The 14,144-nt window shown below is 70.1% G+C and carries 14 protein-coding genes and 1 riboswitch; of the genes, 4 read left to right on the forward strand and 10 right to left on the reverse strand.

Translation table 11 applies throughout. The annotated features are described in order from the left end of the window. Positions 1–99: 99 nt before the first annotated feature. The 4 genes from SK854_RS24680 to SK854_RS24695 form a co-directional block, all read right to left on the reverse strand. Positions 100–2,007 (reverse strand): putative cobaltochelatase, encoded by a 1,908-nt coding sequence (locus SK854_RS24680; RefSeq protein WP_319977477.1) that lies wholly within the window; start codon positions 2,005–2,007, stop codon positions 100–102. A gap of 38 nt (positions 2,008–2,045) precedes the next feature. Beyond that, a riboswitch (cobalamin riboswitch) is annotated at positions 2,046–2,161 on the reverse strand. 147 nt (positions 2,162–2,308) lie between these two features. Beyond that, positions 2,309–2,833, reverse strand: a complete 525-nt coding sequence (locus tag SK854_RS24685; protein WP_319977478.1) for a hypothetical protein — start codon at positions 2,831–2,833, stop codon at positions 2,309–2,311. 76 nt (positions 2,834–2,909) lie between these two features. Continuing rightward, positions 2,910–3,869, reverse strand: a complete 960-nt coding sequence (locus SK854_RS24690; RefSeq protein ID WP_319977479.1) for a threonine aldolase family protein — start codon at positions 3,867–3,869, stop codon at positions 2,910–2,912. A 10-nt stretch (positions 3,870–3,879) separates the two neighbouring features. Further along, positions 3,880–4,386, reverse strand: coding sequence for a helix-turn-helix domain-containing protein (locus SK854_RS24695; protein ID WP_319977480.1), 507 nt, complete (start codon positions 4,384–4,386; stop codon positions 3,880–3,882). Positions 4,387–4,470: 84 nt separating this feature from the next. Here SK854_RS24695 and SK854_RS24700 point away from each other — a divergent pair, with 84 nt between their 5' ends. Beyond that, positions 4,471–5,304, forward strand: coding sequence for a quinone oxidoreductase family protein (locus SK854_RS24700; protein WP_319977481.1), 834 nt, complete (start codon positions 4,471–4,473; stop codon positions 5,302–5,304). Here SK854_RS24700 and SK854_RS24705 read toward each other — a convergent pair. Beyond that, positions 5,288–6,349 (reverse strand): cytochrome P450 family protein, encoded by a 1,062-nt coding sequence (locus SK854_RS24705; RefSeq protein ID WP_319977482.1) that lies wholly within the window; start codon positions 6,347–6,349, stop codon positions 5,288–5,290. The genes SK854_RS24700 and SK854_RS24705 overlap by 17 nt on opposite strands. Positions 6,350–6,392: 43 nt before the next feature. On the opposite strand from SK854_RS24705, the gene SK854_RS24710 reads away from it, so the two are divergent. After that, the gene (locus tag SK854_RS24710; protein WP_319977483.1) at positions 6,393–7,586 is read left to right on the forward strand and encodes an 8-amino-7-oxononanoate synthase; all 1,194 of its coding nucleotides are present in this window, start codon (positions 6,393–6,395) and stop codon (positions 7,584–7,586) included. Here the strand turns inward: SK854_RS24710 and SK854_RS24715 are convergent. Continuing rightward, positions 7,540–7,998: a GNAT family N-acetyltransferase gene (locus tag SK854_RS24715; protein ID WP_319977484.1), complete on the reverse strand. Its 459-nt coding sequence runs from the start codon at positions 7,996–7,998 to the stop codon at positions 7,540–7,542. The genes SK854_RS24710 and SK854_RS24715 overlap by 47 nt on opposite strands. A 13-nt stretch (positions 7,999–8,011) precedes the next feature. Beyond that, the gene (locus tag SK854_RS24720; RefSeq protein ID WP_319977485.1) at positions 8,012–8,746 is read right to left on the reverse strand and encodes a serine protease; all 735 of its coding nucleotides are present in this window, start codon (positions 8,744–8,746) and stop codon (positions 8,012–8,014) included. Between the two features lie 148 nt (positions 8,747–8,894). Here SK854_RS24720 and SK854_RS24725 point away from each other — a divergent pair, with 148 nt between their 5' ends. Further along, positions 8,895–9,503 carry a LysE family translocator gene (locus SK854_RS24725; RefSeq protein WP_319977486.1) on the forward strand — a complete coding sequence of 203 codons (609 nt, stop codon included), beginning with the start codon at positions 8,895–8,897 and terminating at the stop codon, positions 9,501–9,503. A gap of 4 nt (positions 9,504–9,507) precedes the next feature. Here the strand turns inward: SK854_RS24725 and SK854_RS24730 are convergent, their stop codons facing one another. Further along, complete coding sequence (locus SK854_RS24730) at positions 9,508–10,350, reverse strand: ricin-type beta-trefoil lectin domain protein (protein ID WP_319977487.1); 843 nt, start codon at positions 10,348–10,350, stop codon at positions 9,508–9,510. 93 nt (positions 10,351–10,443) lie between these two features. Between SK854_RS24730 and SK854_RS24735 the strand changes: the two genes are divergently transcribed. Further along, entirely contained in the window at positions 10,444–12,639 is a 2,196-nt protein-coding gene (locus SK854_RS24735; protein WP_319977488.1) for a tetratricopeptide repeat protein, read from the forward strand. Here SK854_RS24735 and SK854_RS24740 read toward each other — a convergent pair. Further along, on the reverse strand, positions 12,611–13,336 hold the full coding sequence (locus tag SK854_RS24740) for a S1 family serine peptidase (RefSeq protein WP_319977489.1): 726 nt from the start codon (positions 13,334–13,336) through the stop codon (positions 12,611–12,613). The genes SK854_RS24735 and SK854_RS24740 overlap by 29 nt on opposite strands. Before the next feature lie 23 nt (positions 13,337–13,359). Next, a complete protein-coding gene (locus tag SK854_RS24745; protein ID WP_319977490.1) occupies positions 13,360–14,136 on the reverse strand; it encodes a S1 family peptidase in 777 nt (258 codons plus the stop codon). Positions 14,137–14,144 lie beyond the last annotated feature (8 nt).

The following is a 14,144-nucleotide window of genomic DNA, read 5'->3' on the forward strand; positions in this document are numbered from 1 at the left end:
GGTTCTCCTTGCTCGTTGGTCGCTGCTCCGCAGACTCCGGTGAGTTCGCCGGGAAGCTGGTCGTCCGGCCGCCGCTTCGGCCGGACGACCAGCGCGAACTCACGCGGCCCGGACGACGCCGGCGAGGTGGTCGGCGCTGAGCTGGTCGAGCTTCACGCAGGTGCCCTGCAACGCCTCGGCGATCTTCTGCGCGAGGCCGAGCCGGACGTGGCCCTGTTCGCAGTCGACGACCACGACGGCGGTCTTCTCCAGCAGGGTGGCGGCCTTGAGCGCGTCCTTGGTCGGGTCGCCGCCCAGGCCGGACGACGTCGCGCGGCCGTCCGTGAGCAGCACGACGAGCGGGCGCTTCTGCGGGTCGCGCATCCGTTCGATCTCCAGGACGCGGTGGGCCTTCATCAGGCCGTCCGCGAGCGGGGTCCGGCCTCCGGTGCGCATCTTCTTGAGCCTGGTGGCCGCCGCGTCCACGGAGGTCGTCGGGGGCAGGGCGACTTCGGCCTGGGTGCCGCGGAACGTCACCACGCCGACCTTGTCCCGGCGCTGGTAGGCGTCGCGCAGCAGCGAGATCACCGCGCCGCTGACGGCCGACATCCGCTTCTGCGCCGCCATCGAGCCGGAGGCGTCGACGACGAACAGGACGAGGTTCGACTCCTTGCCCTCCCTGACCGCCTTGCGCAGGTCGGAGGCGGTGAGCAGCAGTCCGGGGCCGCTGCGGCCACGCGCTCGCTGGTGCGGCGCGGCGTTCGAGAGCGTGTCGACCAGGTGCAGCCCGTTTCCATCCACTTTGGACGAACGGACGATCCGGCCGGTGCGGGCACGGGCCCTCGAACGCTTGCCCGGCGCGCCTTCCCCGACTCCGGGAACCTCCAGCAGCCGCGCCTTGAACGCGGGCGACGGCTCCGGTGCCGGCCGGTCGTTGGGAGCGTTCCCGTTGCCCTTCGGGCCTTCCTGCGGCTCGGGCAGCTCGCCGCCACCGGGACCGTCGTCGTCCGGGCCTTGATCGTCGGGTTCTTCCGCGTGCTCGGCGGCCTGGCGCATCGCGTCTTCGAGCTGCTGTTCCTCGATGCCGGGCTCGTCGAACGGGTCGCGGCGGCGCCGGTGCGGCAGGGCGAGCCGAACCGCGGTCTCGACGTCGGTCTCCTCGACGCTCTCGGCACCTCGCCACGCCGCGTGGGCGGTGGCGGCACGGGCGACGACGAGGTCCGCGCGCATGCCGTCGACCTCGAAAGCCGCGCAGACGGCGGCGATCCGGCGCAACTCACTGTCCGGAAGGGACACTCGCGGCAGCTTCTGCTGGGCGTCGGCGATCTGCTGCTTGAGCTTCGCGTCCTCCGCCTCCCACTTCGCCGCGAACGTCACGGGGTCGGCCTCGTAGGCGAGCCGGCGCCGGATCACCTCGGTGCGCACGCTCACGTCCCGCGCCGCCTTCACCGCCACGGTCAGCCCGAACCGGTCGAGCAGCTGCGGCCGGAGCTCGCCCTCCTCGGGGTTCATGGTGCCGACCAGCAGGAACTGCGACGAGTGCGAGACCGACACACCCTCGCGTTCCACGTGCGCGCGCCCCATCGCGGCGGCGTCGAGCAGCAGGTCGACCAGGTGGTCGTGCAGCAGGTTGACCTCGTCGACGTAGAGCACGCCCCGGTGCGCCGAGGCCAGCAGCCCGGGCTGGAACGCGCGCACGCCCTCGGTCAGCGCCTTCTCCAGGTCGAGCGACCCGACCAGCCGGTCCTCGGTGGCGCCGACGGGCAGTTCGACGAGCTTGGCCGGACGACGTTCGACGCCGTCGTGAGGCGCGTCGGGGCAGTCGGTGCTGCCGGGCACGCAGCCGAAACGGCAGCCCTTCGACACGTCCAGCTCGGGCAGGAGCGCGGCGAGGGCGCGCACGATGGTCGACTTCGCGGTCCCCTTCTCACCGCGGACGAGAACGCCGCCGATGCCGGGATGTACGGCGTTCAGCAGCAGGGCAAGCCGGAGGTCGTCATGGCCGACGACAGCCGAAAAGGGGAACATGCTCGGCGAAGTCCTTCCTCGGGTGTCCACGCCCGCGGTCGGTGATCAAGAGGGGAACGAGTTCCTGACTCCCGGTTCTCTCACTACCGGTCACAGTCGCGGGACGGCGCCGGATTCGCACCGGCTTCCTCGCACTCCCCTCACAGCCCCGGCATCGTCGCATTTCGCACCGCCGGGTCCAACAGCCAGGTGAGCGACGTCGCGTCAGGAATGCGGTATTCTCGGTTCGCGCAGTCGCACTAGCGCTGTGAAGTGGACCCGGCAGCCTTCCGGACGGTGGGTGGGCCGGGTTTCGCGTATTTCAGAGGACTTCTACCGAGGCCACCAAGGGTTCCACCCTCTTCTTCCAGTGGCCACCGCGATGCCAGCACCACGCGATCGCGTCAGGCAACGCCAGCAAGGGTTCCTCGTGGGCGCGATGGTGCCGGTAGACGAGTGTGTCGTGGCAGCCGAGATCCCGAACGCAGCGGTAAAGCAGCTTCTTGTCCGCCTCCAGGACCGAGTCGTCCTGTTCGAGGACCAGCATCGAGACAGCCGAAGCGGCGAGGTCGGCGACGAGCCGGACGAGGCAAGCATCACGCTGGCGCCGACGGGCGTGCGCTGACCCGTCGTAGATCGTGACCTCGGGCGCGATCTCCACGACGACGTCGAGGATCTGCTTCCTCCGCTGATCGGACTCCTTGTGGAAGTGGATGCGCCGTTGGTTGGCCATGATCAGGCCGCGGACGATGCGACGAGCTGACGCGAGGTCACCGGGCACCAACGCGGCAGCAGTGACCAGGTAGCCCTTCTCCTTGGTCTCGTCCACGAACACGTGGGCGGTCATGCCGAACTGCCTCCTGATCACGTCCCGAGATCTGATCGTGACAGAAGGCTTGGCGACACGATTGAGCGACGTCGCCCTAGATCAGGCTCTGGAACTCCGCCCAGGCCTCCGCGACCTCGTCCGCCGTCCACTCCAGCGCGGGCTCGGCGATCGTGATCTCGTTCTTCGCGAGCACGCCGTCCCGCCAGAAGTTGCCGAGGAACTTGCCGCTCACCTCGGTCAGCCGCTGCGGGTCGCCGGGCAGGTGCAGCGCGAACTGGTGGGTGTGCGGCTCCGGGAGGCCCATGGCGGAGGCCACGACCTTGGCGTGCTCGACGTAGGTGCCCAGCCGGGGCAGCACGGTGTCCAGGCCGTGCAACGCGGACAGTGCCGCGGGCCACTGCTGGAACAGCATGCCGCCGTACCGGTGCCGCCACACCCGTGCCTGGTCGACGAAGTCCTGGGTGCCGGCGAGCGCCGCGCCGGAGATGCCTTCGAGAGACTTGTAGAACGACACGTAGACCGAGTCGAACAGGCCCGCGATCTCGGACAGCGGCTTGCCCAGGCCGAACGTGCTCTCCCACAGCCTGGCACCGTCGAGGTGCACGACGGCGTCGCGTTCGCGGGCGGCGTCGACGAGCGAGGTCAACTCGTCCCAGGTCGGCAGGATGAAACCGGCCTCGCGGTCCGGCACCTCCAGCAGCAGCGTCCCGTACGGCTCCGGGCAGGTGGCGACCTCGGCGTTCGGCACCTTGATCGGACGCAGGCCGGACAGCACGGTCAGTGCGTCGTCCTCGTGGTTCAACGGATGAGCCTGGGGGTGCATCGCCACGATCGGGTTGTGCGTGCGGTCAGCCCAGCACCGCAGCGCGATCTGCTGCGCCATGGTCCCGGTCGGCACGAACAGGGCGGCCTCGGTGCCCAGGAGCTGTGCGACGCGCGTCTCCAGCGCGCCCACCGGGCCGCCGTCGCCGTAGCGGTCGGGGTCGACGTCCGGCACCGGGCCGAGCCTCTCCAGGAGCGTCTTCTTGCGGGTTCCGGAGAGCTGTCGGTTCATCACTCAGGCATCAAACCTCAGCGGCGAGCGTGTCCGCGAGCGAGATGACGCCTGCCCTGATCTCGGCCGCCTTCATGCCCTGGGCCAGCAGGAACTCGATGTGCTCGCCCCGCAGCACGGCCAGCACGGTGTGCGCCTTGAACGTCGAGCCGACCAACCTGGCCAGCCGCTCGACGGTGATCCGGAAGTTGCCCTCGCAGCTGCGCACCGTCGTCCGCTCCACGGCGATGACCAGCGGCAACGACGCCAGCACGTGGTCGAACAGCGTGCCGGCGAACTCTCCGGCGGAGCGGCACTCCAACGATGCCGTCTGGATCCAGGAGGCGGCCGTCTCATCGACCACGGCCCTGACCAGGCCCGCCTTGTCGCCGAACCGCCGGAACACGGTGCCCTTGCCGACTCCCGCCGCCGAGGCCACGTCCTCCACGGACACGGCGTCGATGCCGCGCTCGCCGATCAGCCGGGTGGCGGCGGCCAGGATCGCTGCCCGGTTGCGGGCGGCATCGGCACGTTCCAACGAACTCTCCCTTGACACAAGCGGACCGGCAGTCCGTATTCTAGCAACCGGACCAGCGGTCCGGTTATGCAGGGGAGGCAGCGAATGAAGGCAGTGCGGTTCCACGAGTTCGGCGGGCCCGAGGTGCTGAAGGTCGAGGAGGTGCCGGACCCGGCGGGCGACACGCTCGTCGACGTCACCGCCATCGGGCTCAACTACGGCGAGACGGTCATCCGCCGAGGCAAGGGCAGGGAGCTCTTCCCGTGGTATCCGGGACCGTCGCTCCCCGTCATCCTCGGCTCGGAAGTCGTTGGCACCACAAGAGAAGGCCGACGGGTCATGGGCGTGCCACGCGACGGCGCCTACGCCACGAAAGCCGTCGTCGAGAACCCGATCGACGTGCCCGACGACGTGAGCGACCACGAGGCCCTCGCTCTGCTCCTGCAGGGCACCACGGCCGTCGCGGCGGCCAAGGAGGCCCGCGTCCAGCCGGGCGACCGGGTGCTCGTGGAAGCGGCGTCCGGTGGCGTCGGCAGTCTGCTCGTGCAGCTCGCGGAACGAGCGGGCGCGACCGTGCTCGCGGCGTCCAGCAAGGGCGGTCTCGGCTACGACTGGGACGGCCTCGAACCGGTCGACGTCGTCTTCGAGTCGATCGGGGGCGAGGTCGGGAAACGCGCGTTCGAGCTGCTCAAGGACGGTGTCGGCCGCATGGTCGTGTTCGGCTACGCGAGCGGTGAGCCGTTGGACGTGACCGCGAGCGACATCTTCCGCAAGGGCGTCGCAGTCATGGGGCTTCCCCGCGACGTCACGCCGGAGGAGGTGTTCGAGCTGCGACTCAAGCCGAACCTCGGCGACGTCTACCGGCTCGACGAGATCGCCGAAGCCCACCGGGCACTCGAAGCCCGCACCACGACAGGCAAGCTCATCGCGCGACCGTGACCGACTTGGGCGCACGGAACGACAACAGCTGAAGCCACTCCGGTTCCGAGCCGTCCAGCCGCAGCGACGGTTCGCGTTCGGCCACCGTCCGCAACGTCACCGCGGCCTCCAACCGAGCCAGCCCGGCACCGAGGCAGAAGTGGCGGCCGTAGCCGAACGCCAGATGCCGGGGATCGGTTTCCTTACCGCTCAACAACAACACGAGCTCCGCACCGGCAGGCACGTGCACACCGGACAGCACGACGTCACGCGCGGTCAGCCGCCGCCACGTCACCACGGGCGTCTCGGTCCGCAGCACGTCCTCGACGAAAGCCTCAGCCACACCAGGCGAACCCAGACGCGCCCACAACGCGCGGTCCTGCAACGCCCGGCGCAACGCCGTGGACAACAACTGAGTGGTCGTCTCCTGGCCCGCGATCAGCAGGAAGTAGCAAAGACCGGCGGAGTCCTCAGCGGACACTCCGGCATCGGCCAGCGCGCAGAACAACTCGCCGTCGCGGGCGTGGTAGCGCTTGATCAGCCACTGGTGGAAGTCGCCGACGTCGTCGACCAGCTCCAGCTGCCGTTCACGCGAGATGTCACCCCAGAAGAACTCCAGCGACCCGGAGCTCCAGCGCTTCAGGGTCGGGATGTCGACGTTCTCCAGCCCCAGCAGCTCCATCAGCACGATCGCCGGCAGGTCCCACGCGAGCGAGCGCACGAGATCCGTGCCACCCAGCCGTTCCAAAACCAGGGAACGGATGCGAGGCTCCGCAGCGGCAACGCGGACCGGCGTGAAGAACGACGCGACGAGGCGGCGCAACTGAGCATGCGAGTCGGAACCGTTGTTCGCCAAGGTCGGCGGCAGGGAGAAGCGGGCGCGGACCAGGGAACGCAACGCGGCAGTGCCCACCGGAGTCACGGCGGTCAGCGCGTTGTCGGGCAGGTAGGTGACCGGATCGGCCAGCACGGCGCGGACGTCGTCGTAGGCCGACACCACCCAACGGCCGCCGAGCAACTGCACCGGCGAGGTGAGTTCGGCGCGCGTGAAGGTGAACAGGTCCACGAGCGGCACGCTAGCGGGCGGATGGGAGACTCAGGCGGTGACCGTGAGCACAACTGAGGCGATTTCCAGTGGTGGTGAGTCGACGTTCGACTGGATCGACGTCCGCTCTGAAGCGCGAGCCAAGGCTGGTCTGAGCCGGCGGCTGCGGCCGCGCACGTCGGACTCGACGGACCTCGACCTCGCGAGCAACGACTACCTGGGGCTCGCCAAGGACAAGCGCGTCGCGGGAGCCGCGGCCGCCGCCACGCTGAAGTGGGGTTCCGGCTCGACGGGATCGCGCCTGGTCACGGGCTCGACGGAGCTGCACGCCGAGCTGGAGTTCGAGCTCGCGAACTTCTGCGGCTCGCAGTCCGCGCTGGTGTTCAGCAGCGGCTACATGGCGAACCTCGCCGCGGTCACGGCGCTGACGGGCCCCGGCACGGCGATCGTCGCGGACCAGCACATCCACGCGTCGCTGATCGACGGCACGCGCCTGTCGAAGGCCGACGTCGTGGTCGCGGACCACTGCGACGTCGGCAAGGTCCGGCACGCGCTGGAGACGCGCGGCAAGCGGCGCGCGATCGTCGTCACGGACTCGGTGTTCAGCGTCGACGGCGACATCGCCCCGCTCAACGATCTGCACGAGGCCTGCCGCGCGACGGGTGCGGCGCTGGTCGTGGACGACGCGCACGGACTCGGTGTCGTCGGACCCGGCGGCCGGGGCGCGGTCGCCGAGGCGGGCATCATCAAGGCGCCGGACGTGATCACCACGCTGACGCTGAGCAAGTCGCTGGGCGCGCAGGGCGGCGCGGTCCTCGGCCCGAGCCGGGTGATCAAGCACCTGATCGACACCGCGCGCCCGTTCATCTTCGACACCGGTCTCGCGCCCAGCAGCGTGGCGGCGGCCCTCGCGGCGATCAAGATCCTGCGTGAGGAGCCGGACCGTCCCGAACGGGCGCTGACCGTGGCGCACGACCTGAGCAACCGCCTGAAGGAAGCCGGTTTCCAGGTCAGCACGCCGACCGCGGCCGTGGTGAGCGTGCGCGCGCCGTCGCCTGAGCAGGCGTTCCAGTGGGCCGAGACCTGCCGCGCGAGCGGTGTCGTCGTCGGCTGCTTCCGGCCGCCGTCGGTGCCGGACCAGATCAGCAGGCTGCGGCTCACCGCGCGCGCCGATCTGACCGAGGCCGACATCGAGCGCGCGGTGCGCGTGATCAGGCAGAGCGCCGCATCCGCAGGTGTGGAATCCCGTCCTCGATGAACTCGGCGCCCTCGGCGACGAACCCGAACGACGCGTAGAAGTCGGCGACGTACGTCTGCGCGTCGAGCACTGACGGCGCGGTACCGATGTCCACGAGCGCGGCCTGCATGAGGCGACGGCTGTAGCCGCGGCCACGGGCCATGCGCGCGGTGGCGACGCGTCCGACGCGGAACGTGCCGTCCGCCTCTTCGAGCAGTCGCAGGTACGCGAGCGGCTCGTGCGATCCCTCGGACTCCAGCCAGAAATGCCGTGTGCCCTGGTCGAGATCGCGACCGTCGACGTCGGCGTAGACGCAGTTCTGCTCCACGACGAAAACGTCCTGGCGCAGCCGCAAGATCGCGTAGAGCTGGGCGGGGCTCAGGTCGAGCCCCCACTGACGGCGCAGGGTGGCCGGAAACTGTGTGGTTCGCACCTGGTCGTGGATATCAGAAGCCCAGCGTCTGCCGGTAGTGAGCGAGCCGGGTGTAGACACCAGGTTCATCTGCGCGTGCGCAACCGCGGCCGAACGACACGACGCCCGCGAGCCTGCCGCGCACCACGAGCGGGCCACCCGAGTCGCCCGTGCAGGCGTCCCGGCCACCTCGCCCGGCGCACAGCATCGCGCCCGGCCGGTAGTCCGGCTCCTTCAGCAGGCACTCGGAGTCGGACAGGATCGGCACCGTCACCTTGCGCAGCGACATGGCGGGCGGGGTGTTCTCGGCGGTGCGGCCCCAGCCGAGCACCACGCCGTCGTCACCGACCTCGCCGAGCGCGATCGTCCGGTACGGCACCGGGTTCGCGAGCGTCAGGATCGCCACGTCGTCGCCCTTGGTGACCTCGACGTAGTCGGGGTGCCGCCACACGCCCGCGACCGCCGCTTCGACGCCCTCGCCCTTGCTGCGCAGGTCGGTGCGGCCGGCGACCACCCGCAACTGCTCGGCGGGGCGCTGGTTCTTGCCGAGCACGCCCTTGAGCGTCACGCAGTGCGCGGCCGTCATGACCTTGTCCGGGGCGACGAGCGCGCCACCGCAGATCAGCTGACCGTCCGTGGTGGTGATCGCCACAACCCACGGGGTGTCGGCCACCCGCGCGGGTGTCCCCCCAACGATCGCATCAGCGGACGAACCACCGCTGACCAGCGCGATCACCGCTACCAGCACGGCACACCGCTTACCCCTCACGGACCACTCCTCGTTGCGCCAGGTGGACGATCGGTCACCAACGGTAGCGATCGCGCTAGGACGGCGTCAAAACCGGAGATTCTCGTGTTAATGTCCCATCAGGCCGGAGATTTTGCGGTCTATGACTTAGATCACGGGGGTATGTACGGTGTTGTTCGACTTCGGCCAGGTTCCGGCCTTTCTCATCGCGTGCGCGGTCGTCATCGTGACCCCCGGTGTCGACGCGTTCCTGTTGCTGCGCACGTCACTGCGGTCGGGCACCCGCGCCGGACTGCTCGCGCTGGGCGGCATCCACTCGGCCGCGGCGGTCCAGGTCGCACTGGTGATCTCGGGTCTCGGAGTGGTGCTCGCGCAGTACCCGATGGTGCTCACGGCGCTGCGCTGGATCGGCGCCGGCTACCTGCTCTACCTGGCGATTTCCATCACGCGCGGCCTGATCAGGCGCTCCGGCGGCGAGCCGGAGGAGGTCATGAGCACGCGGCCGTTCCGGCAGGGCTTCCTGACCAACATCACGAACCCGAAGATGATCCTGTTCTCGCTCGCGTTCCTGCCACAGTTCATCGGATCGGGTGAACCGGCGCCTCAGCTCGCGATGCTCGCCGTCGTGTTCCTCGGACTGGCGGCGGTGTGGGAGCTGATGATCGTGCTGGCGGCCTCCCGCGTGGCCGGGAAGCTCAAGCGGCCTGGTGTGACGACCGCGCTCGACGCTGTCTGCGCGGCCGTCTTCCTCACCATGTCGGTCGGACTGGTCCTCTAGTCACTCACGCGAGGTGCAGGTACCACCTCTGCACCTGCGCGTACCGGCCGGGCGGATCCTTCTGGAACAGGGTCAGGCCTCCGGAGCCGGGCGTGAGGTAGTCACCGCTGCCGACGTTGCGGACCAGGTGACCACCGAACAGGTCAGGTCCCTCCAGCCGCCACTGCTGCGCCGGATCGGCCGCGGCGCAGTTCCCCGCCAGGTCGACGAACCTCGTGTCCGGCTTGGAACGAAGACAGACGTCGCCCACCCGCAGCTGGAACGCGCCGCCGCCGAGCTCGACCCGCTGGTACGGCGATCCGGGGCACGGACCCATGCCGGCCCCCTCTGCGCAGTAGTCGGTCAGCTCGACGGCCCACCACCTGGAGTTCTCCAGGGTGACCAGGGCGCCGGTGGTGTCCGGCAACGGCGGCACCGAGCCGACCTCGGTCACGACCCACCGCTGGTGGTCGCTGTCCTGCGACGAGTCCGGGATGATCTTGAGATCGAACTCGTCGTACCAGGTCGTGTCGGCGTACCCCGGCCACGTCGCGGCCTTGAGTTTCGTGGCGCCGGACGCGTCGGTGACGAACTCCCAGCGCTGGTTCCCGTCGGCCTCGTCGCACGCTTCGGTGACGAAGGAACGCTCCCCGTCGACGCACCACCGGTCGGCGATGTTGCGCAGGAAGAACTGCCCGTCCGGCAGGCCGACCTTCTCCCACCGCTGGGTCGCGGCGCCGGTGCAGTCCGCCATCTCGACCTGGAAGTAGTCGCTCCTGGCCGATGTCATGCACTGGTTCCGTGCGACGTTCTTCAGTTCGACGATCGGGTTCCCGGCGGGCTCGGCGCTCGCGGGAACTGTGGTCATTGCCCCCAGGGTGAGCGCGGCCGCGATGGCGGCAACGACACCCAATGATCTTTTCCCCATGCCCCCACACGCTACGGATCTACGATCGGGTTCGTGGCGGATCGACTGCAGTCGCTGCGGGACGCGCTGGCCGCACGTCCCGGCGAGCCCGTGCCGTTCGACGTGCTGGCCGCCGAGGTGTGGCCGGACGAGCCGCCGATGCATCCGCGCGCGGCGTTGCGGACGCTGGTCAGCCGGTTGCGCGGCAGCGAGCAGGTGATCACCGAACCGACCGGGTACCGGCTGGTGCCGCGCCCGCCCGTGCCGTGCCAGCTGCCCGCGGACCTGCCGGACTTCGTCGGCAGAAGGGAGGAGATCGCCCGGCTGGAGCTGATCGACGAGCCGGTGCGGGCGATCACCGGGCTGCCCGGCGTCGGCAAGACCGTGCTCGCGATCAGGGAGGCGCACCGGCTGCGGCCCGAGTTCCCGGACGGCCAGCTCTACGTCAACCTGCGCGGCTTCTCCACCGGGCCGGCCATGACGGTCGGGCAGGCGCTGGAGCGGTTCGTGAAGGCGCTGGGCGGCGGGCCGAACGACGACTACCACGAGCTGCTGCGGAACCGGCGGGTGCTGGTGGTGCTCGACAACGCGACCGCCGAGGTGGTCGAGCCCCTCCTACCGGCCATGCCCGGCTGCGCCGCGCTGATCACCAGCCGCCAGGACCTGCCGCAGTTCGCGCAGGTCACCCTGTCCGTGCTGGCCGAGCAGGAGGCACGGGAACTGCTCAAGGGCATGCGGGTCGAGGGCGACACGAGCGAGCTGATCGGGCTGTGCGCGCGGCTGCCGCTGGCGTTGCGGATCGCCGGGGCGAACCTCGCCGGGCGGCACCTGCCGGACTACGTCGAGGAGCTGCGCGAACACCGCCTTGCGGCGTTGGAGATCGAGGACGACGACACGGCCGTGCAGGCGACGTTCGACCTCTCGTACCGGAAGCTCTCGCCGCGGGCGCGCAGGACGTTCGCCTTCCTCGGCGCGGTGCCCGGCCCGGACATCCCGCGCGACCTGGCCGGAGCCGCGACCGACGAGCTGGTCGCGGCGAACCTGGTGCAGCAGAACAACAACCGCTATCAGCTGCACGACCTGCTGCGCCTCTACGCGCACGAACGGGCGACCGAGCAGGACCGGCGGACGGTGTTCGACTGGTATCTCAGGCGGGCCGACGGCGCCGAAGCCCAGCTGCAGGTCGGTTTCACCCGGCTGCTTCCGTCCACTCCGGACTCCGTCGCGTTCGCGGACCGCGAGGCGGCGATGGCCTGGTTCGAGACGGAACGGCCGAACCTCGTCGCGCTCGCCGAGGACCACCCCGACGCGGCGCTGGTGGTGGCCACGAGGCCGTACCTGCTGCTCACCGGCCAGTACGCCGACCTGCGCACGATCGCGCGCGCCGCGTTGGACGGCGGCGAGACCGGGCAGCGCGCGGCGGCGATGCGGGTGTGTCTCGCCTACCTCGACTGGCGGTCCGGCGAGCACCGGACGGCGATCGAGCACAGCGAGCGGGCCATCGCCGAGTACCGCGCCGCCGGCTCGCAGCCCCAGGAGGCCACCGCGCTCAACATCCTCGCCGGGATCCACCACGACCTCGGCGACCTCGCCCGCGCCCGCGAGCACCTCGCGTCGGCGATCGAGCTCTACGGGCCCCACGGCATGCGGTCGCAGCTGATCGGCGGTCTCGGCAACCTCGGGCTGGTCGACCTCGAACTCGGCGGTCTCTCCTCCGCCGAGGACGCGCTGCGCCGGTCCGTCGCACTGGCCCGGGAGATCGACGACTGGCAGCACCTGGCGAACGGCCTCAACAACCTCGGCGTGGTGCTCGCGGCCCGGCAACGGCACGCGGACGCGGAAGCCGCGTTCAGCGAGTCCCTCGACCTCTCGCGCCGCCACGGGCTGCGGCCGATCGAGATGTCCGCGCGGGTCGAGTACGCGGAGCTGCTCATCGCCGTAGGCCGCCGCGAAGAAGCTCGTGACCACGCTGAACGCGCGCTCGAACTGGCAGGCGACGACGACCTGTTCATCGAGGTCGACGCCTGCCTGGTGCTCGCGGAGATCAACCGGTCGGTCGCCGGGTACGACGAGGTGCTGCGGCGCGCGGCCGACGCCGGGTTCCGCATCATCGAGGTGCGCGCGCTGGCGGGCAAAGCCGCGCTGACGCAGGACGAGGCGTTGTACGACAAGGCGATCGAACGAGCGGAGAGCGCGGGTCTGCGCCACCGGGCCGACGTGGTCAGGAAACTCCGCTCAGGTACGTCGTGACGCGGGTGTAGACGCCGGGCGCGTTCGGACGAGCACAGCCGATGCCCCACGACACGATGCCCGCCAACCGGCCGTCGACCACGAACGGGCCGCCGGAGTCGTCGACGCACGCGTCGATGCCGCCATCGGGATATCCCGCGCAGAACATGGCCTGGGCGTCGTAGCGCGCATAGGTCGCGGCGCACTGCTCGTCCGGCATGATCGGCACGTAGGCCTTGTGCAGCAACGGACTCTTGGCCGTGTCGTTCTCCGCCTGCCGCCCCCAGCCGTACACGACACCGACGCTGCCGTTCATGTAGACGCCTGGCCCGGCGACCGGCAGCGTCCGGTACGGCATCGGTTCGGCGAGCGTCAGCAAGGCGATGTCCTTGCCACGCGAGGGAGTCGAGTAGCCGTCGACGAGTTCGTACGACGTGCCGACCGAGGTGGAACCGCCGTCGGTGCGCAGGTCGAGCCGCCCGCCGACGACGGTGATCGAACCGGGAGCGCGGCCCTGGACGCAGTGCGCCGCCGTGACCACCTGCCCGGGACCGAGGAGCGCGCCGCCGCAGAACTGGTCGCCCGACGACGTCGTCAGGGCCACCATCCACGGCACTTCGCCGACGTCGTCCACCACTTCACCGCCGACGATCCGAGGGGCGGCGTGCGCCGGGGTCACCATGATCACGAGCAGGAGCAGAACCGCCGGCAGTCGCATGTGGACCAGCAGAGCCCAGCGGCCTACGGGTCGACAACCCCAGGCGGCGAAGCATCCACGACCGAGTGAAGATCCTTGGCGTAGCGGGAGATCCGGACGTACACGCCGGGCTTGTTCTTGCGCGCGCAGCCCTCGCCCCACGACGTGACGCCGACGAGCTTGCCGTCCACCACGATCGGGCCGCCCGAGTCGCCCTGGCAGGTGTCGACCTTGCCGCCCTCGTAGCCCGCGCAGAACATGTCCGCCTTCACGAACTGCGGGTAGGTGTCGACGCAGAAGTCGTCCGGCAGCACCGGCACGGTGGCCTGCATGAGGTAGCGGGACGTCTTGCCGTTCTCCGCCGTGCGCCCCCAGCCGAGCGCGCGCAGCTGCGTTCCTGGCTGGTAGAGCACCCGATCGGACAGTTCGGCCAGTGGTAGCGGCCGGTACGGCAGCGCGTCCTTCAGGGTCAGGACGGCCACGTCCTCGCCCTCGTCCGCGGAGACGTACTGCTTGTGGATCCAGATCTTCGTGACGGTCGCCGTCACCCCGGCCGTGCGGTCCTGCTTGTCCTCGCGGCCCGCGACGACCTTCAGCTCGCTCGGCGAGCGGCCGAGCGCGCAGTGGGCCGCGGTGAGCACCTTCGCGGGCGCGACGATCGTGCCACCGCAGAACTGGCCACCGCGGTCGTCGACGAGGTAGACGGCCCACGGGTTGGCCTCGATGGACGCCCGCTCACCGCCAACGACCTGCTCGTTGGCGGCGGCGGTGCCCGTTGAGGCGAGCAATGCGGAGAGAACCAGCACCAGGAGTCGTCTCATGACTCCAG

It is taken from the genome of Lentzea sokolovensis (assembly GCF_033949975.1).
Lineage (GTDB): Bacteria > Actinomycetota > Actinomycetes > Mycobacteriales > Pseudonocardiaceae > Lentzea > Lentzea sokolovensis.